This window comes from Pseudarthrobacter sp. MDT1-40-2 (assembly GCF_059383595.1).
Window position 1 is genome coordinate 314667 of record NZ_JBWZCL010000004.1, and the last position, 17738, is coordinate 332404.

The 17738-nt window shown below is 64.3% G+C and carries 18 protein-coding genes; 15 read left to right on the forward strand and 3 right to left on the reverse strand.

Translation table 11 applies throughout. The annotated features are described in order from the left end of the window. Nucleotides 1-2 precede the first annotated feature (2 nt). The 13 genes from AC50X5_RS13830 to AC50X5_RS13890 all read left to right on the forward strand — a co-directional run bounded on the left by AC50X5_RS13830 (nucleotide 3) and on the right by AC50X5_RS13890 (nucleotide 12694). Complete coding sequence (locus tag AC50X5_RS13830) at nucleotides 3-2282, forward strand: acetyl/propionyl/methylcrotonyl-CoA carboxylase subunit alpha (protein WP_494976648.1); 2280 nt, start codon at nucleotides 3-5, stop codon at nucleotides 2280-2282. Further along, on the forward strand, nucleotides 2279-3442 hold the full coding sequence (locus AC50X5_RS13835; protein WP_494976649.1) for an acyl-CoA dehydrogenase family protein: 1164 nt from the start codon (nucleotides 2279-2281) through the stop codon (nucleotides 3440-3442). Before AC50X5_RS13830 ends, AC50X5_RS13835 begins: the two co-directional genes overlap by 4 nt. 34 nt (nucleotides 3443-3476) lie before the next feature. Further along, a complete protein-coding gene (locus AC50X5_RS13840) occupies nucleotides 3477-4259 on the forward strand; it encodes a CoA transferase subunit A (protein WP_494976650.1) in 783 nt (260 codons plus the stop codon). 2 nt (nucleotides 4260-4261) lie between these two features. Beyond that, nucleotides 4262-5014, forward strand: a complete 753-nt coding sequence (locus AC50X5_RS13845) for a CoA transferase subunit B (RefSeq protein WP_494976651.1) — start codon at nucleotides 4262-4264, stop codon at nucleotides 5012-5014. After that, on the forward strand, nucleotides 5011-5502 hold the full coding sequence (locus tag AC50X5_RS13850) for a MaoC family dehydratase (RefSeq protein ID WP_494976652.1): 492 nt from the start codon (nucleotides 5011-5013) through the stop codon (nucleotides 5500-5502). The genes AC50X5_RS13845 and AC50X5_RS13850 overlap by 4 nt, the downstream gene beginning before the upstream one ends. A gap of 16 nt (nucleotides 5503-5518) precedes the next feature. Then, entirely contained in the window at nucleotides 5519-6373 is an 855-nt protein-coding gene (locus AC50X5_RS13855; RefSeq protein ID WP_494976653.1) for an HpcH/HpaI aldolase/citrate lyase family protein, read from the forward strand. 35 nt (nucleotides 6374-6408) lie between these two features. Then, nucleotides 6409-7593, forward strand: a complete 1185-nt coding sequence (dxr, locus tag AC50X5_RS13860) for a 1-deoxy-D-xylulose-5-phosphate reductoisomerase (protein WP_494976654.1) — start codon at nucleotides 6409-6411, stop codon at nucleotides 7591-7593. 19 nt (nucleotides 7594-7612) lie between these two features. Then, entirely contained in the window at nucleotides 7613-8944 is a 1332-nt protein-coding gene (locus AC50X5_RS13865; RefSeq protein ID WP_494976655.1) for a M50 family metallopeptidase, read from the forward strand. 80 nt (nucleotides 8945-9024) lie between these two features. Further along, nucleotides 9025-9720, forward strand: coding sequence for a MarR family transcriptional regulator (locus AC50X5_RS13870; protein ID WP_494976656.1), 696 nt, complete (start codon nucleotides 9025-9027; stop codon nucleotides 9718-9720). Continuing rightward, nucleotides 9720-10238 (forward strand): hypothetical protein, encoded by a 519-nt coding sequence (locus tag AC50X5_RS13875; RefSeq protein ID WP_494976657.1) that lies wholly within the window; start codon nucleotides 9720-9722, stop codon nucleotides 10236-10238. The genes AC50X5_RS13870 and AC50X5_RS13875 overlap by 1 nt, the downstream gene beginning before the upstream one ends. A 99-nt stretch (nucleotides 10239-10337) precedes the next feature. Beyond that, entirely contained in the window at nucleotides 10338-10631 is a 294-nt protein-coding gene (locus tag AC50X5_RS13880) for a YciI family protein (protein WP_463937420.1), read from the forward strand. A 43-nt stretch (nucleotides 10632-10674) separates the two neighbouring features. Continuing rightward, on the forward strand, nucleotides 10675-11841 hold the full coding sequence (ispG, locus tag AC50X5_RS13885; protein WP_494976658.1) for a flavodoxin-dependent (E)-4-hydroxy-3-methylbut-2-enyl-diphosphate synthase: 1167 nt from the start codon (nucleotides 10675-10677) through the stop codon (nucleotides 11839-11841). Next, nucleotides 11804-12694 carry a GNAT family N-acetyltransferase gene (locus AC50X5_RS13890; RefSeq protein ID WP_494976687.1) on the forward strand — a complete coding sequence of 297 codons (891 nt, stop codon included), beginning with the start codon at nucleotides 11804-11806 and terminating at the stop codon, nucleotides 12692-12694. Before ispG ends, AC50X5_RS13890 begins: the two co-directional genes overlap by 38 nt. A 21-nt stretch (nucleotides 12695-12715) precedes the next feature. Here the strand turns inward: AC50X5_RS13890 and AC50X5_RS13895 are convergent, their stop codons facing one another. Genes AC50X5_RS13895 through AC50X5_RS13905 form a run of 3 tightly spaced genes read right to left on the reverse strand, consistent with a single transcriptional unit; the run spans nucleotide 12716 to nucleotide 14909 of the window. Next, nucleotides 12716-13360, reverse strand: a complete 645-nt coding sequence (locus AC50X5_RS13895; RefSeq protein WP_494976659.1) for a TetR/AcrR family transcriptional regulator — start codon at nucleotides 13358-13360, stop codon at nucleotides 12716-12718. Next, nucleotides 13357-14100: an ABC transporter permease gene (locus tag AC50X5_RS13900; RefSeq protein ID WP_494976688.1), complete on the reverse strand. Its 744-nt coding sequence runs from the start codon at nucleotides 14098-14100 to the stop codon at nucleotides 13357-13359. Before AC50X5_RS13900 ends, AC50X5_RS13895 begins: the two co-directional genes overlap by 4 nt. An 8-nt stretch (nucleotides 14101-14108) precedes the next feature. Continuing rightward, nucleotides 14109-14909, reverse strand: a complete 801-nt coding sequence (locus AC50X5_RS13905; RefSeq protein ID WP_494976660.1) for an ABC transporter ATP-binding protein — start codon at nucleotides 14907-14909, stop codon at nucleotides 14109-14111. A gap of 202 nt (nucleotides 14910-15111) precedes the next feature. On the opposite strand from AC50X5_RS13905, the gene AC50X5_RS13910 reads away from it, so the two are divergent. After that, nucleotides 15112-16923, forward strand: a complete 1812-nt coding sequence (locus AC50X5_RS13910; RefSeq protein WP_494976661.1) for a proline--tRNA ligase — start codon at nucleotides 15112-15114, stop codon at nucleotides 16921-16923. Beyond that, nucleotides 16920-17714 carry a sulfite exporter TauE/SafE family protein gene (locus AC50X5_RS13915; RefSeq protein ID WP_494976662.1) on the forward strand — a complete coding sequence of 265 codons (795 nt, stop codon included), beginning with the start codon at nucleotides 16920-16922 and terminating at the stop codon, nucleotides 17712-17714. The genes AC50X5_RS13910 and AC50X5_RS13915 overlap by 4 nt, the downstream gene beginning before the upstream one ends. Nucleotides 17715-17738 lie beyond the last annotated feature (24 nt).

Genomic DNA, 17738 nt, shown 5'->3' on the forward strand with positions numbered 1-17738 from the left:
GGATGAGCCACACATCACGTGCAACCAGCCAGGCCGATGCCCTTTTGGACCCTCCGTTCCGCTCCGTTCTGGTGGCGAACCGCGGCGAGATCGCCTGCCGGATCATCAGGACACTGCGCAGGATGGGTATCCGGTCCGTCGCCGTCTACAGCGATGCCGACGCCGGTGCGCGCCACGTTCTCGAAGCTGACACCGCCGTCAGGATCGGCCCTGCTGCGGCCGCAGAGAGTTACCTCAACATTGACGTCCTGGTGCGTGCCTGCAAGGAGGCCGGCGCCGAGGCCGTCCATCCCGGCTATGGCTTCCTGAGTGAGAACGCCCTTTTCGCCGAAGCTCTCCAAGCTGCGGGAGTGACCTTCATTGGTCCGCCGGTGCATGCCCTCACCGTGATGGGGGACAAGATCCGTTCCAAGAACCATGTGGCCGGCTACGGCGTGCCGGTGGTTCCCGGAATCGCGAAACCGGGGCTCAGTGACGCCGAACTGGCTGCGGCGGCTGACGAAGTGGGCTATCCGCTGCTGATTAAGCCCTCCGCCGGCGGCGGCGGCAAGGGCATGCATGTAGTGCTGCAGCCGAAGGACCTTGGTGCTGCGCTGCTCACGGCGCGCCGGGTGGCCGCTGCAGCTTTCGGGGACGACACACTGTTCCTGGAGCGGCTGGTGGCAACGCCGCGCCACATTGAGGTCCAGATCCTGGCGGACGCCCACGGAAATGTCATCCACCTGGGCGAGCGGGAATGCTCGCTGCAACGCCGCCACCAGAAGGTGATCGAGGAAGCCCCCTCACCGCTGCTGGAGTCGCTGCCCTCCGGCGAAGCCATTCGCGCCAGGATCGGGGAGGCGGCCTGCCAGGCGGCGCGCAGCGTCCATTACGCAGGGGCCGGAACCGTTGAATTCCTGGTTTCGGACCAGGCGCCGGAGGAGTTTTTCTTTATGGAGATGAACACCAGGCTCCAGGTGGAACATCCGGTCACGGAAATGGTTACCGGCCACGACCTCGTGGAATGGCAGGTACGGATTGCCGCGGGGGAAGAACTGACGGTGCTGCAGGCCGACGTCGAACTCCACGGCCATGCCGTCGAGGCGCGGATCTACGCCGAACGGCCGGACCGCAACTTCCTCCCCTCAGCCGGTACGGTGCTTTTGCTGGAGGAACCAGACGGTTCTGCACGGGAAGGTTCTGCAGGGGAGGGCACCGCAGGGGAGGGCACCGCATGTGTGGGAGCGCCCGGGAGGTCCGGAGCGCCCGTGGTCCGGGTGGACTCGTCCCTCTTGCCTGGACTGGAGGTGTCATCCAGCTATGACCCCATGCTGGCCAAAGTGATTGCCTGGTCCGGGAACAGGCAGGCGGCGCTGGACGCCCTGGACGCAGCGCTCGCGGGCTACACGGCGCTGGGCATCGAGACCAACGGTGAATACCTTCGGCTCCTGATCAATGATGCCGACGTCCGCGCCGGCAGGTTGGATACCGGGTTGATCGAACGCAGGCTGCCGGAACTCGCGTTCCGCGAGGTCTCAGAATCCGAATTCATCGCAGCCGCACTGTACCTTCACGGCGAGGAACAAGCGGCACGGGCCCAACTGCGCCCTGCCGCAGCGGGTCCCTGGCATCACGCCGATGGCTGGCGGATCGGCGGACGGGCGCCATGGCGGGTCAGCCTCGCCGCTTCAGAAGGGGAGGCTGTGACCGTCACCGTCATCGCTGATCCCGCTGAATCAGGTCCCGGTACCGTCCGGGTGGGTTCTGGCAACGACCGCCGCGCGTCCCTGCGGCTCACCCGGCCGGGACATGCAGTACTGACTGTCGACGGCGAATCTCACAGTTATGCAGTCGCCGCAACGTCCACGACCGGTGCAGGAACCCGTGGTACCGGAATGCGCGAAGTGTTCCTGGGCAGCGGCGGCTGGTCCTGCCGCCTTGAGAGCCTGGACAGGGAGGCCAGGCTCGCGCGGCTGCTGGCCGCTATTGAGCGTGGGGCCGGTGCCGCTGATCCGGAAGTCCGCTCGCCCATGACGGGGACGGTGGTGTCGCTTGCGGTTCAGGATGGCCAACACGTGACCGCTGGGCAGGCGCTGTTGTCCGTCGAGGCCATGAAGATGGAACACCAACTGGCTGCAGAGCTGACAGGAATGGTCCACCTCAACGTCAAACCTGGTGATTTAGTCAGGGCAGGCCAGGTGCTGGCCAGGATCCACCCGGATACAGCAACGGTCCCGAGTGACACGCAGAACGCACTTCCGTTCATTCCAGAAGCCACCAATGCCAAGGGAGACCAGCCATGACAGATTTCCAGCTCAGCGAGGAATACCAGGACCTCAGCGACACTGTGCGGGCCTTTGCGGACGAAGTAGTGGCCCCCGTGTCAGCCCACCACGACGAAACGCACACCTTCCCCTATGAAGTGATCTCGCAGATGGCGGACATGGGACTGTTCGGCCTGCCGTTCCCTGAGGAGTACGGCGGCATGGGCGGAGACTATTTCGCGCTGTCGCTGGCGCTGGAACAACTGGGCCGGGTGGATCAGTCAGTCGCCATCACCCTTGAAGCGGGGGTGTCCCTGGGCGCCATGCCCATCCACCGCTTCGGCACCGAAGCGCAGAAGCAGGAATGGCTTCCGCTGCTGGCCTCCGGAAAGGCGCTCGCAGGCTTCGGCCTCACCGAATCCGAGGCCGGTTCCGATGCAGGCGGTACCAAGACAACCGCCAGGCTGGACGGCGGCACCTGGACCATCGACGGCACTAAGGAATTCATCACCAACTCCGGAACGGACATCACCCGGCTGGTTACGGTGACGGCGGTCACCGGACGGGAAGAACGCCCGGACGGTACGGTCAAGAAGGAAATTTCCACCATCCTGGTGCCCACGGGCACTCCGGGCTTCACGGCGGAAAAGCCCTACAACAAGGTGGGTTGGAACGCCTCGGACACCCACCCGCTCACGCTCAAGGGAGTCCAGGTCCCGGAGTCTAACCTGCTTGGCGTGCGCGGCCGCGGATACGCCAATTTTCTGTCCATCCTTGATGAGGGACGGATCGCGATCGCCGCCCTGGCCACGGGAGCCGCCCAGGGCTGCGTCGATTTGTCGGTGAAGTACGCCAAGGAACGCACTGCCTTCGGCCAGAACATTGGAAAGCACCAGGCTGTGGCCTTCAAGATCGCCAGGATGCAGGCCAGGGCTCACACTGCCCGGCTTGCCTACTACGATGCGGCCGCCCGGATGCTGGCGGGCAAGCCGTTCAAGACCGAAGCGGCCATCGCTAAGATGGTCGCAGGTGAGGCAGCCATGGACAACGCGCGGGACGCCACCCAGGTGTTTGGCGGCTATGGCTTCATCAACGAGTTCACCGTGGCCCGCCATTACCGGGATTCAAAGATCCTCGAGATCGGTGAAGGTACCACGGAAGTCCAGCTGATGCTGATCGCCCGCGAGCTGGGTCTCTAGGTGGAACCTGTCGAGGCCCCCGAAAGGAACAACAATGATTAACAAGGTTGTTGCAAGTGCCGAAGAAGCTGTCGCGGACATTCCCGACGGCGCCTCGCTGGCGGTGGGCGGATTTGGCCTCTGCGGTATTCCTGTCACGCTGATCGACGCCCTGTACAGCCGCGGCACCAAGGATCTGGAGACCGTCAGCAACAACTGCGGCGTGGACGATTGGGGCTTGGGCATCCTGCTCAAAGAGGGCAGGATCCGGCGGACCATCAGTTCCTACGTGGGGGAGAACAAGGAGTTTGCGCGGCAGTACCTCAGCGGTGAGCTCGAAGTGGTCCTCACCCCGCAGGGGACCCTGGCGGAAAAGCTCCGGGCGGGCGGTGCCGGCATCCCCGCTTTCTACACCAGGGCTGGGGTGGGCACCCAGGTATCCGAGGGCGGCCTGCCGCAGAAGTACGACTCCAACGGCGGAATTGCTGTTGCCTCGGCACCGAAGGAGGTCAGGACGTTCAACGGTATCGATTACGTCCTGGAGGAATCCCTGACTCCGGATTTTGGGCTCGTCCATGCCTGGAAAGGGGACCGGCACGGCAACCTGGTGTTCCATGCCACCGCGATGAACTTTAATCCGCTCTGTGCCATGGCCGGGAAAATCACCATTGCAGAAGTGGAGGAGTTGGTGGAACCCGGCGAACTGGACCCTGAACATGTCCACATCCCGGGGATCTTCGTCCAGCGCGTGGTCCTGGCGGCCGACACCGAAAAAAGGGTTGAAAAGCGGACGGTTGCCGTGGCGCAAACCGCCAGCACAACCGAGGCAGGAGCATAACCATGACTCTCCCGGAACAGAACGTGCAGCCAGGCCGGCCTGAGTCGGTGCGGCACGAATACCGCCGCGCCCAGGCAGCCGATGAGGAAAAGAAAGGCTGGTCCCGAAACGAACTTGCCGCGCGGGTGGCCAAAGAACTGCGCAACGGACAGTACGTCAACCTGGGTATCGGCATGCCTACCCTGATTCCCAATTACATTCCCGACGGCGTCGAAGTAGTGCTCCACTCGGAGAACGGCATCCTCGGCGTCGGCCCCTATCCCACGGAAGACGCCGTCGATCCTGACCTCATCAATGCCGGGAAGGAAACTGTGACGGTGAACAAGGGGGCGGCGTTCTTTGATTCGGCTACCTCCTTCGGCATGATCCGCGGCGGCCATGTGGACGTTGCCGTCCTGGGCGCCATGGAGGTGGCAGAAAACGGCGACCTGGCCAACTGGATGATTCCAGGCAAGATGGTCAAGGGGATGGGCGGCGCCATGGATCTGGTGTTTGGTGCCGGCAAGGTGATCGTCATGATGGAACACGTTGACCGCAACGGCAAGCCCAAGATCGTGCAGCGTTGCTCATTGCCCCTCACCGGCAAAGGCTGCGTGGACCGGATCATTACCGATCTCGCCGTGATCGACGTCGTGACGGACCCCTCCGGCTCCCGGCTGGTGCTCCGTGAACTGGCCCCGAACGTGACGCTCGAGGAAGTTGTGGCAGCCACCGGTGCCGAACTCTTCGAAGAAGACCACGAGCTGACCGTATGAAGCGCGTCATTGAACAGCGTGGCCTCTACTTCGAGGAACTCGAGGAGGGCGTTGTTTATGCGCACCGGCCGGGACGCACGGTGACTGATGCGGACAATATGCTGTTCACCACCATGACCATGAACACCCAGGGGCTGCACCTGGATGCGGCCTGGAGCGCCCGGCAGCCGTTCGGGCAGCGGCTGGTCAACTCGATGTTCACCCTGGCCACTGTCGTCGGCCAATCCGTCACGCAGCTGACCCAGGGAACCATCATTGCCCAGCTCGGCCTCACTGACGTGTCCTTCCCGCATCCGCTGTACCTCGGGGACACCCTCTACACGGAATCAGTCGTCACCCGAAAGCGGCCGTCAGCATCCCGGCCCGGCCAGGGCGTGGTCACCTTCCAGCACACCGGCCGAAACCAGGACGGCGAGGTGGTGGCGTTGGCAACCCGGAGCTGCCTGATGTGGACTGAGGCGGCACATCGTGAAGCTGCCGGCGGATGAAGGGCACAATACAGGTATGACGTTTCTGATGGGACCCGCACTGCTTTTCTGCCCCGCCGACCGGCCGGAACGGTTCCGCAAGGCTGCCCAACGGGCGGACGCCGTCATCCTGGATTTGGAGGATGCCGTGGCCCCCGCCGATAAGAAACGGGCGCGAGGTGCCATTCTGGCGCAGCTGGGGACTACAGGAGAAATCCCCGAGCTTGAGCCAAGCCGCACCATCATCCGGGTTAATCCGGCCGGCACCGGAGAGTTCGAGAAGGACCTGCACTGCCTCGCGCACACTCCCTACCGCACAGTCATGCTGGCCAAAACCGAGGATCCGGCACAGCTGGCCCGGCTGGAGGGTTACCACGTGATTGCCTTGTGCGAGACTGCGGCGGGCATCCTCAATGCCCCGGCAATTGCCGCCGCGCCTAACGTGGTGGCCCTGATGTGGGGCGCCGAAGACCTCCTGGCGTCCCTGGGAGGCACCTCCAGCAGGCAGGCCTCCGGCGGTTACCGGGATGTTGCCCTGCACGCCCGCTCCGCCGTGCTGCTGGCAGCCCGCGCCCATGGCAAGGAAGCCGTGGACTCGGTCTATGTGGATATCCCGGACCTTACCGGACTTGCGACAGAAGCCGCAGACGCCGTCGCCTCCGGTTTTGGTTCGAAGGCCTGCATCCACCCCACGCAGGTGGCGGTAGTACGGGCCGCCTATGCCCCGTCGGAAGCGGAAGTGGCCGCGGCCGCCGGGCTCCTGGACGCTGCCCGGACCGCAGGCTCGGGGGTCTTCCAATACCAGGGCCGGATGGTTGACGGACCTGTCCTCAAGCATGCGGAGGCAACCCTTAAGCGGGCCGCCGGCCAGGTGCCGCCAGTGGGGCAGTGACGGCGGCGTTCCGGTAAATACGGGATACTTAGTTAATGCAGCCACGCAGAATTGTCCTTCTCGGCTCCACCGGCTCCATCGGCACCCAGGCCCTTGACGTCGTCGACGGCGCCCCGCACCTTTTCGAGGTAGTGGCACTCAGTGCCGGAGGCGGGAAGCCCGAACTCCTGGCCAGGCAGGCTGTCCATACGCGCGCCACAGTAGTCGGCATGGCCGGCGGCGACGCCGGCCGGCTCCACCAACTGATCGAGGAAGCGGCGGCGGCCGCTGGCTTGTCCGGCTATCGTCCCGAGATCCTGGTAGGCCCTGATGCTGCGGCCAGGGTCGCAGCTATTCCGGCAGACGTGGTACTCAACGGGATTACCGGTTCCATCGGCCTGGCGCCAACCCTTGCGGCGCTCAAGTCCGGTGCAGTGCTGGCGCTGGCCAACAAGGAGTCCCTGATCGTCGGCGGTGCACTGGTTACCGCCGCCGCTGCGCCCGGGCAGATTGTGCCTGTGGATTCGGAGCACTCGGCCATCGCGCAGTGCCTGCGCGCCGGCCGCGCCGATGAGGTGGAGAAACTCATCCTCACCGCATCCGGCGGGCCCTTCCGGGGCCGGACCCGTGCTGAACTCCACGATGTCTCGCCGGCCCAAGCCTTGGCACATCCGACCTGGGACATGGGGCCCATGGTCACTACCAATTCGGCGACCCTGGTCAACAAGGGGCTGGAAGTCATTGAGGCGCACCTGCTGTTCGATGTCCCGCTGGATCGGATCGAGGTTGTAGTCCATCCCCAGTCGGTGGTTCACTCCATGGTGCAGTTCGTGGACGGCTCCGTCATTGCCCAGGCCTCGCCGCCGGACATGCGACTGCCGATTGCCCTGGGGCTGGGCTGGCCGGACCGGGTGCCCAGGGCTGCGAAGGCATGTGACTGGACCACGGCCGCCACCTGGACTTTTGAGCCGCTCGATGCCGTGGCCTTCCCCGCCGTCGGGCTTGCCAAAGATGCGGCGAAGCAGGGGAGTACCTTTCCCGCGGTCTTCAACGCCGCCAACGAGGAAGCCGTCCTGGCCTTCCACGACGGCCGGATCAGATTCACGGACATCGTGGACACCATCGACGCCGTCCTCAGCGAGCACACAGGATCCTCCGGGTTGACGGTGGAATCAGTACTGGATGCTGAGAAGTGGGCACGCTCGCGGGCCCAGGAACGTTTAGCCCTCAGCAGTCTCTAAGGAAGCAGCAGAACAACACATGACCCCGGTTCTTCTTTTTATTCTCGGCGTGGTCTTTGTGGCCATCGGCATTGCCGTGTCCATCGCCCTGCACGAGGTGGGCCACCTGCTGCCCGCCAAGCTGTTCAAGGTGCGGGTCACCAAATATATGATCGGTTTCGGACCCACGCTGTGGTCCCGCCGCAGGGGCGAAACCGAGTACGGCATCAAGGCCATTCCGCTGGGTGGCTACGTGTCCATGATCGGCATGTATCCGCCCAACAAGGACGACGGCGGCGTCCGGCCCTCCAGTACCGGAATGTTCCAGACACTTGCCTCCGAAGCCCGTTCCGTGGCTCATGAGGAAGTCGGTCCGTCGGACGGGAACCGTGTGTTCTACAAGCTTCCGGTCTGGAAGAAGATCATCGTGATGCTGGGCGGCCCGGCCATGAACCTGCTCATCGGCGTGGCGCTTACGGCCGTGCTGCTGATGGGCTTCGGTGCGGCCACGGCCACCACCACCATCTCGGATGTTTCCAAGTGCCAGGTGGCGGAGGGGCAGACGGTGGACCCGGACTCCGCTGACTGTCAGCCAACCCCGGCCGCCGCCGCCGGGCTGCTGCCCAACGACGTCGTTACCTCCTTTGACGGCAAGGCCGTCACCGAGTGGAGCCAGCTCACTGAGTGGATCCGCGCAGCCGCCGGCCGTGAAGTGGCCATTACCGTGGATCGGGCAGGAACAGAGATTTCCACCACGGTCACGCCGGTACTTTCCGCCCGCCCGGTGGTGGGTCCGGACGGACTGCAGGCCATGGACGACGCCGGGCAGCCGTTGTACCAGGACGTCGGCTTCCTCGGAATTGGTGCGAAGACCGAACTGGTTCCCCAGCCGGCGTCGACCGTTTTGCCCATGGCGGGCGAGAACATCCGGCAGGTCGCGGGTGTGATCCTGAACCTTCCGGCCCGGGTAGTGGGGGTGGCGCAGGCTGCCTTCAGCTCCGAACCCCGTGACCCCAACGGGCCGATCAGCGTGGTAGGCGTGGGCCGGGTGGCCGGGGAGGTCGCCGCCATGGAGGAAATTCCCGTGGACGCCAGGGTGGCAACGCTGGTGGGACTGCTGGCCGGACTCAACTTCGCGCTCGCCGTGTTCAACCTGGTGCCACTGCTGCCACTGGACGGCGGACACGTGGCCGGTGCCCTGTATGAGGGCGCACGCAGGCTGGTGGCCCGGTTGTTTGGCAGGCCGGATCCCGGGGCTTTTGACATCGCCCGGCTGCTGCCTCTGACGTACGTTGTGGCGGTCCTCCTGATGGGGCTGAGCGCGCTGCTGATTTACGCGGACATAGTGAAGCCGATCAACCTGTTCGGATGATTTCGATCCTATTTTGATTGATACCGATCAATCAGCCATATCTGATTGATTGTTCGAGATAAGCCGCCTACGGTTGATCCATGTACGTTCTTACCATCGATCAACGCGACAGCAGATCAGACCGGGACCGCGTTCCTGGCCTACTGTCTGAGCTGGAACAACTGGGGTACCCCGGTTTTGAAAGGTCAGTAGGCGACGAACTCCAGGGTGTTGTCGACGCTGCCGCGGACGCTGCCGCTATAGCCTTCCACGCCCTCCGGAGTGGCCGTTGGTACGTGGGGATCGGCCTCGGTGAGGCAGTAGTGCCCGTCGGCGGAAGCCCCCGTGAGGGGATCGGCTCCGCCTTTGTTGCCGCACGCAAGGCAGTCGAACTCGCCAAGGTGGCAGGCAGTCACGTTCCGTTGTCAGTGGTGCCAGGCATACTGGTCCGGACGGAGGGGGAGTCGAAAGTGGTAAAGGGTGCAGCTGGTACAGCAGCGGAGGAGGCCTGCGCTGATGCCCAGGCGGTGTTGAGGCTGATCGGAAAACTCCGTCAGGAGCGCACTGCCGCGCAGTGGAAAGTAGTGGATACCATGCAGGAGTTGGAAGCTGTTAAGTCCCACGCTGTTCAGAAACAGGCCGCGGAACGGCTGGGGGTCTCTGTGCAGTCCGTCAGTCGCACCCTGCTCCGGTCCGGGTGGCAGGAAGAGAAGGCGGCACGTCCGGCGGCGGCCCGGTTACTCGATTTCGCCCACGAGGCAGTGCTCCGCACCACTGCTGAGGCCGGGAGGAACTGATGGATGCTGCGTGGCTCGATGCTTTCTGGGTTGCCGGTGCGCTCCTGGCAGCCGGCTTTGCAGGCTGGCCGGTGACCGTCCTGGTTTTCCGGCTGGCACGGACTATCGATGAGAAAACCGACGAGCCCCTGCCGGCGGCACCAGATACATCAGCCGGAATGGATGATCCTGCGGCGGACGTCACCGTCGATGCTGAACGCTCCGGACGTAACGGATCCGCTGGGCCCGAAGACGTCAATAAGCCATCAATCGAACTGCCGCCTGCCGTGCCAGTAACTAAGACCATCCTCCGGGGCGGTGCCATCATCGGGGTACTGGAACGGCTTGCCGTCGCACTGGCAATCCTGGGCGGGCAACCGGTGGCCATTGCCTACGTCGTGGCCATCAAGGGGCTGGGCAGATTCGCCGAACTGAAGGAAACCCCGGCGGCCGCAGAACGGTTCATCATTGGCACGCTGACCTCCATGCTGTGGGCTGCCGGTGTGGCTGCGGTGGTCAAAGTCGTTGTCCTGGGCTGATCCGGGCAGTAGCTGCAACAGGGGTTGCCTGCACCCCCGGAGCGTCGGCGCAACCGGTCCGGATCGGCGGAGTGGGCGCCGGGGCGTTAGGGTATCCATATGACTGTTTTTGCCGTTGAGTATGTGTACACCGCCGATTCCGCAGCAGCCCGAGATGAGGCGCGTCCGGCTCACCGGGAGTGGCTGGCTGGCCTGGAAACAGAGGGGCAGCTGCTCACCAGCGGCCCGTATGGGGACGGCGCCGGGGCGCTGCTCATCTTCAAGGCGGCCGGTGAATCGGAGTTGACCGAACTCCTGAAGCAGGATCCCTTCGCAGGCGCCGGTGTCATTGCAGGCATCCGGACCACAGAGTGGAAGCCGGTCATCGGCCTGCTGGCCCCGCACGCTTCCTAAAGCCGAATCTTCTTCCAACCGTTTCACCAATCAAGGAGTCCACGTGACCTCGGTCAGCCTGGGAATGCCGGCAGCCCCGCCACCCGTTCTCGCCCCCCGCCGCAAGACGCGGCAGATCAAGGTTGGTTCGGTCGGTGTTGGTTCCGATTCGCCGATCAGCGTCCAGTCCATGACAACGACGCCCACCACCGATATCAACGCCACCCTTCAGCAGATCGCCGAACTAACAGCCTCGGGTTGCGATATTGTCCGCGTGGCCTGCCCATCCGCGGATGATGCTGCAGCACTGCCGATCATCGCCCGGAAGTCCCAGATCCCCGTGATCGCGGACATCCATTTCCAGCCCAAGTATGTTTTTGCCGCCATCGAGGCAGGCTGTGCAGCTGTCCGGGTCAACCCGGGCAACATCCGGAAGTTTGATGACCAGGTCAAGGAAATCGCCGCCGCCGCACGCGACCATGGCACCTCCATCCGTATTGGCGTGAATGCAGGCTCACTGGAGCCCGGCATCATGAAAAAGTACGGCAAGGCTACGCCTGAGGCCCTCGTTGAGTCGGCTGTCTGGGAAGCTTCCTTGTTTGAAGAGCATGGTTTCCACGATTTCAAGATCTCCGTCAAGCACAATGACCCCGTGATCATGGTTGCCGCCTACGAAATGCTCGCTGAGCAGGGCGACTGGCCGCTGCACCTTGGCGTCACCGAGGCGGGCCCGGCCTTCCAGGGCACCATCAAGTCGGCCACGGCCTTCGGTGCCCTGCTGTCCCGTGGCATCGGCGACACCATCCGCGTTTCGCTGTCCGCACCGCCCGTAGAGGAAATCAAGGTAGGCAACCAGATCCTGCAGTCGCTGAACCTGCGCCCGCGCAAGCTTGAGATCGTCTCCTGCCCGTCCTGTGGCCGTGCCCAGGTTGACGTCTACACACTGGCCGAGCAGGTCACCGCCGGGCTGGAAGGCATGGAGGTCCCGTTGCGGGTAGCCGTGATGGGCTGCGTAGTGAATGGACCAGGCGAAGCCAGGGAAGCAGACCTCGGCGTCGCGTCCGGCAATGGCAAGGGTCAGATCTTTGTGAAGGGTGAAGTCATCAAGACTGTGCCTGAGAGCCAGATTGTTGAGACACTGATCGAAGAGGCAATGCGGCTGGCGGAGGAGATGGGGGAGTCCGATGGCGAAGATGCTGTCAAGGGCGGCCCCGTGGTCAGCGTCTCGTAGGGGCGCAGCGGCGCCGGGAGGCGCCGTCGTACGCGTCCTGGGAGACGGGGACACCGCAGCGTTGGGGGAGTTGGCCGGCCGGGATCCGGTGGCCAATGTCTTCATCCTGGCGCATCTGGCAGCAATAGGTACTGCTGCCCCCACCAGCGGCGGTGCCTCCATCTTTGGATTGTTCGACGCCGGCACCCTGGTGGGTGCGTGCTGGTCGGGCGCGAACATCGTGCCCGTCGGGCTGGCTCCTGAGATGGCGCCACTCATCGCTGCGGCCGCCGGCCGGTCAGGGCGGCGTTTTGCGTCCGCCTTCGGCCCTGCCCCTGCTGTCCTGGCAATCCATGAAGGCCTGCACGAACTGGGACATACCTCCCATGAGGTGCGGGCAGAGCAGCCCCTCATGATCATTGAAGGCCCGCCCCTCGTTGCTTCCGACCCCGCAGTCCGGCAGGGGACCATGGCCGACTTTGACCGCATCCTGCCGGCGTGCGTCGCGATGTTCGAAGAAGAAGTGGGTTACTCGCCGTTCCTGGGTGGCCGTGATTTCTACAGCCGCCGGGTCGAGGGCCTCATCCGTCAGGGCCACTCGATGGTTGTGATGAGTCCTGCCGGTGAAGTGGTTTTCAAGGCGGAACTTGGTGCCGTGACGGCGCAAGTCACGCAGGTCCAGGGTGTGTGGATGAATCCGCGCTACCGCGGCCGCGGGCTCGGCGCCGCCTACATGGCCGCCGTGGTGGAGTTGGCGCAGAAAGTAGCCCCCGTGACCAGCCTCTACGTCAACGACTACAACTTCCGGGCACGCGCCGTCTACCAGAGGGTCGGTTTCCGCACGGTGGGCACGTTCGCTACAGTTCTCTTCTAATTGAGGCAGGTGCCCAAGACCTCACGGCTGTTGCCCCGCCGTCGGGAGTTCCCCGGTCAGGTATCTCTGGATGGTGGGGGAGAGCATTGCCACCACCTCGTCCGGGGTGAGGGAGGCGAGCGGTTCGAGCCGCACGATATACCGGGCCATCATGAGCCCCACCATCTGGCTGGCCACGAGGCTTCCGCGCAGCGCCACCTCAGCCGGACTTCCCGGTACCCCTGCCATTACCCGGGTAAGGATGCTCCTGGTGACCGTCTCCCGCAGCAGGGCCGTCCGTGTGCGGGAACCGATGGTGCCGCGGAAGAAGGCGATGAGCCCGTGGTGGGCAGGGCTTTCCCACAGCCGCACTACTGCCCTGACCACCGCTTCTGCCCGGACGGCGGGGTCAAGCCCGCTGACGCCGCGCAGCACCTCCGCAGGATCGGCGGGCAGTGCGACGCTGAGGGCAAAGAGCTCCTCTTTGCCCGTGAAAAAGTGGTGCACCATGGCCGGGTCCACGCCTGCTTCCCGGGCGATTTGGCGCAGGCTGGTGCCGTCATAGCCGTGTTCGGCAAACAGCCGGCCCGCTGCGGCCAGGATGTCATCCCGTGAGCCCACAGTCCCGGAGCCTCCGCTGCGGCGGCCGCGCCGGGCACCAGGAACCAATGCCTCCGGCGGGGTCATGAGGTGCGCCGCCGGAGTGTCAGGGAGGCCAGTACCAGCACCAACAGGACGATGGCAGTCATGATGGCGGTGTCATTCCACATGGCCTCGGTAGCCTCGGCGTTCATGGCGATTTCGGTCAGGGCTTCCACCGAAAACGTCAGCGGCAGCACATGTGAAATTGCCTCAAGGACCTCGTTCATCTGATCGCGGGCCACAAAGAGTCCGCAGAGCAGGATCTGGGGAACCACCACCACGGGCATAAACTGCACGGCCTGGAACTCGGTCCGCGCGAAGGCCGAACACAGCAGGCCCAGTGCAACACCCAAAACGGAGTTGATGACGGCGATCATTACCACCAGCGCCGGGCTGCCTTCGATGTCCAGGTCGAAGATCCAGTAGGCCACGGCGGTAGCCACCAGGGACTGCAGGGCGGCCATCAGCGAGAAGGCCAGGCCATAGCCGAACAACAGGTCGGCTTTGTGGATAGGGGTGGTGAGCAGCCGTTCCAGGGTGCCGGACGTCCGTTCGCGCAGCATAGTGATGGAGGTGACCAGGAACATCACCACAAACGGGAAGATGGCCAGCATCATCAGGCCTACGCGGTCGAAGGTGCGTGGCACGCCGGGGGGCAGTACTTCATTCTCGTAGAGGTAGTACACGGCGGTCAGCAGCAGCGCAGGTACCACCAGTATGAGGGCGATGCTGCGGTGGTCATGCCTGAGTTGCTCCAGCACCCGGCGTGCGGTGGCCAACATCATGTGCACGTTCATGGCTGCGCCCCCGTCACTTCAGAACCGGATGCTTGACCGGACAAACCCGCCGCGAGCGACGGGTTGAGGATGATGTTCAGGAACGCCTGCTCGAGGTCCTGGCTGGCGCCGCGCCTGCTCAACTCCACGGGCGTCAGCTGGGCCAGGAGTCGTCCTTCGCGCAGAAGCAACAGGGAGGCACAGTGACTTGCTTCCTCCATCACGTGACTGGAGACCAGAAGTGTTGTCCCGGCGTCGGCCATGGTGCGGAAGCGGTCCCAGAGCTCCGCGCGCAGTACCGGGTCCAGTCCCACCGTCGGCTCGTCCAGCACCAGCAGCTGCGGCCTCGCCACCAGCGCGCAGGCGAGGGACACCCGGCTCAGCTGGCCGCCGGAAAGGTCGGCGGTCTTCTGTCCCGACTGTTTCTTCAATCCGACGGCGGCAATCGCCTCTGCGGTATCGGCGCGGCTTTTGCCATGCATGGCTCCGAAGTAGCGGACGTTCGCCTCGACGCTGAGGTCCGGGTAAACGCTCGGTGCCTGGGTGACGTAACCGATCTGGTGACGCAGTGCGGGATGGCCCGCAGGCCTGCCCAGCACCCGCACGGTGCCACTGTTGACTTTCTGCACGCCGACTATGGCACGCATCAGCGTGGTCTTGCCGCTGCCTGATGGTCCAAGGAGGCCGGTAATCATGCCGCCCGGGATCGTGAACTCCAGCCCGTCAAGGACCCTGGAGCGGCCGCGGCTGACCTCCAGGTTACGCACTTCGACGGCATCTGCGGGTTCATTGGACGGAAGCGTTGCGGAGCCGAACATGGCCACCTCCCGGCGGGAAACAATTCATCAAGTGATGAATTAAAGCTAGGACTGGTGGATTACGGCGTCAAGGGCAAGGTGGTACGTAGTTCTGCCGGGTCTGCAGCGGACTGTTGCGGGGCGGGCTTGCCGGTAGATTAGTACCCAGAAGAAACGCCGGCGCTGCCTTCCGCAGCATTCCCCCAGAAATGGATGTCCACCCGTGGTCACAAGACTGTCCCACCTTTTCCTCCGCACGCTGCGCGAAGATCCTGTCGATGCCGAGGTGGCCAGCCACCGGCTGCTGGTACGCGCCGGCTACATCCGCCGGGCGGCACCCGGCATCTACACCTGGTTGCCGCTGGGCCTGAGCGTGCTCCGCAAGGTTGAACAGATTGTCCGCGAGGAAATGAACGCCATCGGCGCCCAGGAAGTGCACTTCCCGGCACTTTTGCCCCGGGAACCGTATGAGGCCACCAACCGCTGGGTGGAGTACGGCGAAGGCCTGTTCCGCCTCCAGGACCGCAAGGGTGCCGACTACCTGCTGGCACCCACGCACGAGGAAATGTTCACCCTGCTGGTCAAGGACCTGTACTCGTCCTACAAGGACCTGCCGCTGAGCCTCTACCAGATCCAGAACAAGTACCGTGATGAAGCGCGTCCCCGCGCGGGCCTGCTCCGCGGCCGCGAGTTCATCATGAAGGACTCCTACTCTTTCGACGTCGATGATGCCGGGCTGGACGCCAGCTACGCCGCGCACCGTGCCGCCTATGTGAAGATCTTCGCCCGGCTCGGCCTCGAAGTTGTTCCCGTTGCCGCTACTGCAGGCGCCATGGGTGGTTCCAAGAGCGAGGAATTCCTGCACCCCACTGAGATCGGCGAAGACACCTTCGTCCGGTCCGCTGGGGGTTATGCGGCCAACGTGGAGGCAGTCACCACCGTGGTCCCGGAGGCCATCGATTTTACGAATCTTCCGGCCGCGCAGGTCCTGGACACCCCAAACACTCCCACCATCGAGACCCTGGTCACCGCAGCCAACCAGTTGGCACCTCGCAGCGAGGCCGACGGCGGCGCCTGGACAGCCGCGGACACCCTCAAGAACGTGGTCCTCACAGTCACGCTGCCCACCGGGGAACGGCAGATCGTGGTGATCGGGCTTCCCGGTGATCGCGCAGTGGACCTGAAGCGCGTTGAAGCGAACATCGGTTCCTTCCTGCCCGTCGCCGGAGAGATCGGCCTTGAGGCCGCGGGTGACGAGGACCTCAAGAAGAACCCCCTGATCGTCAAGGGGTACCTGGGCCCGGGCCTGACGCCGGAGGAACCGCTGCTGGGCCTGGAAGGCGCCACCAAGCTGCTCTACCTGGTGGATCCACGTGTCGTTTCCGGAACCAGCTGGGTGACCGGTGCCAACGAGGACGGCAAGCATGTGTTCGGCCTGGTCGCAGGGCGCGATTTCACCTGGGACGGCGTCATCGAGTGCACGGATGTACGTGCCGGTGACCCCGCTCCGGACGGCTCCGGCCCGCTGGAAATTGCCCGCGGTATTGAAATGGGGCACGTGTTCCAGCTCGGCCGCAAGTACGCCGAGGCATTGGACCTGAAGGTCCTGGACCAGAACGGCAAGCAGGTGGTGGTCACCATGGGCTCCTACGGCATCGGCGTAACCCGCGCTGTGGCCGCCTTGGCGGAGGCCAACCACGACGACCGCGGACTCGTGTGGCCGCGCCAGGTGGCTCCCGCTGATGTCCATGTGGTGGCCGTCGGACGTGGCGAGGACATTTTTGCTGCAGCTGAAAAGCTGTCCGCCGAACTCGATGCCGCCGGACTGGACGTCATCTTCGACGATCGTCCCAAGGTGTCCCCTGGCGTGAAGTTCGGTGACGCCGAGCTCGTGGGCGTCCCCACCATCCTGGCCGTTGGCCGGGGTCTGGCCGACGGCGTAGTGGAAATCAAGGACCGTCGCACCGGCGAAGCAGAAAACATTGCAGTGGATCAGGCTGTCGATTACGTTCTGACCGCCGTCCGCGGCCGGTGATTTCCGGATTCGAGGCGATTGAACCAGCCACCCTCCTGCTGATTGTGGTGGCCGGCCTCGCCGCGGGCTGGATAGATGCTGTAGTGGGAGGCGGTGGACTGCTCCAGCTTCCGGCCCTGCTGCTGGTACCGGGTATTACCCCGGTCCAGGCGCTGGCTACGAACAAGATGGGATCGATTTTCGGTACCACCACGAGTGCCGTGACCTACTACGGCCGGGTGAAGCCCGATCTGTGGACCGCGGTACCCATGGCTGTGATCGCCCTTGCGGGAAGTTTCGGGGGCGCCATCCTGGCTGCCCAGCTGCCGGCCAGCGTCTTCAAGCCCATCATTGTCGTGGCGCTGGTGGTGGTGGCCGTCTTCACCGCGTTGAAGCCCGACGTCGGCGATATCACGCTGCTGCGCCACGACGGCAAGCGCCATTATGTGGTTGCCTGCCTGATCGGTGCGGTCATCGGTTTCTACGACGGCCTGATCGGCCCTGGTACCGGATCCTTCCTCGTCATAGCGCTCGTGTCTGCCATGGGGTATGCCTTCCTGGAAGCCAGCGCCAAGGCCAAAATCGTGAACATGGCCACTAATGCAGGGGCGCTGCTGTTCTTCCTGCCCCATGGCTCGCTGCTGTGGGGACTGGGGCTGGTCCTGGGTGCGGCGAACATGGCGGGCGGCTACCTGGGTGCCCGCACAGCTGTTAAGCAGGGGAGCCGCTTCATCCGGCTGGTTTTCCTGGTGGTGGTGGCAGCGCTCATCCTGAAACTCGGCTATGACGTGTGGGTGGAGAATTTCGCCTGACGTCCTGTTCCGGGAGAAGGTGGG

Excerpts from the sequence above, each read along its gene's own strand:
- AC50X5_RS13865 (WP_494976655.1), top strand. The coding sequence starts at position 7,613 with ATGACCCCGGTTCTTCTTTTTATTCTCGGCGTGGTCTTTGTGGCCATC.
- AC50X5_RS13895 (WP_494976659.1), bottom strand. The coding sequence starts at position 13,360 with ATGACCCCGCCGGAGGCATTGGTTCCTGGTGCCCGGCGCGGCCGCCGC.
- AC50X5_RS13870 (WP_494976656.1), top strand. The coding sequence starts at position 9,025 with ATGTACGTTCTTACCATCGATCAACGCGACAGCAGATCAGACCGGGAC.
- AC50X5_RS13855 (WP_494976653.1), top strand. The coding sequence starts at position 5,519 with ATGACGTTTCTGATGGGACCCGCACTGCTTTTCTGCCCCGCCGACCGG.
- AC50X5_RS13840 (WP_494976650.1), top strand. The coding sequence starts at position 3,477 with ATGATTAACAAGGTTGTTGCAAGTGCCGAAGAAGCTGTCGCGGACATT.
- AC50X5_RS13880 (WP_463937420.1), top strand. The coding sequence starts at position 10,338 with ATGACTGTTTTTGCCGTTGAGTATGTGTACACCGCCGATTCCGCAGCA.
- AC50X5_RS13830 (WP_494976648.1), top strand. The coding sequence starts at position 3 with ATGAGCCACACATCACGTGCAACCAGCCAGGCCGATGCCCTTTTGGAC.
- dxr (WP_494976654.1), top strand. The coding sequence starts at position 6,409 with ATGCAGCCACGCAGAATTGTCCTTCTCGGCTCCACCGGCTCCATCGGC.
- AC50X5_RS13845 (WP_494976651.1), top strand. The coding sequence starts at position 4,262 with ATGACTCTCCCGGAACAGAACGTGCAGCCAGGCCGGCCTGAGTCGGTG.
- AC50X5_RS13850 (WP_494976652.1), top strand. The coding sequence starts at position 5,011 with ATGAAGCGCGTCATTGAACAGCGTGGCCTCTACTTCGAGGAACTCGAG.
- AC50X5_RS13905 (WP_494976660.1), bottom strand. The coding sequence starts at position 14,909 with ATGTTCGGCTCCGCAACGCTTCCGTCCAATGAACCCGCAGATGCCGTC.
- AC50X5_RS13875 (WP_494976657.1), top strand. The coding sequence starts at position 9,720 with ATGGATGCTGCGTGGCTCGATGCTTTCTGGGTTGCCGGTGCGCTCCTG.
- AC50X5_RS13900 (WP_494976688.1), bottom strand. The coding sequence starts at position 14,100 with ATGATGTTGGCCACCGCACGCCGGGTGCTGGAGCAACTCAGGCATGAC.
- AC50X5_RS13835 (WP_494976649.1), top strand. The coding sequence starts at position 2,279 with ATGACAGATTTCCAGCTCAGCGAGGAATACCAGGACCTCAGCGACACT.
- AC50X5_RS13890 (WP_494976687.1), top strand. The coding sequence starts at position 11,804 with ATGCTGTCAAGGGCGGCCCCGTGGTCAGCGTCTCGTAGGGGCGCAGCG.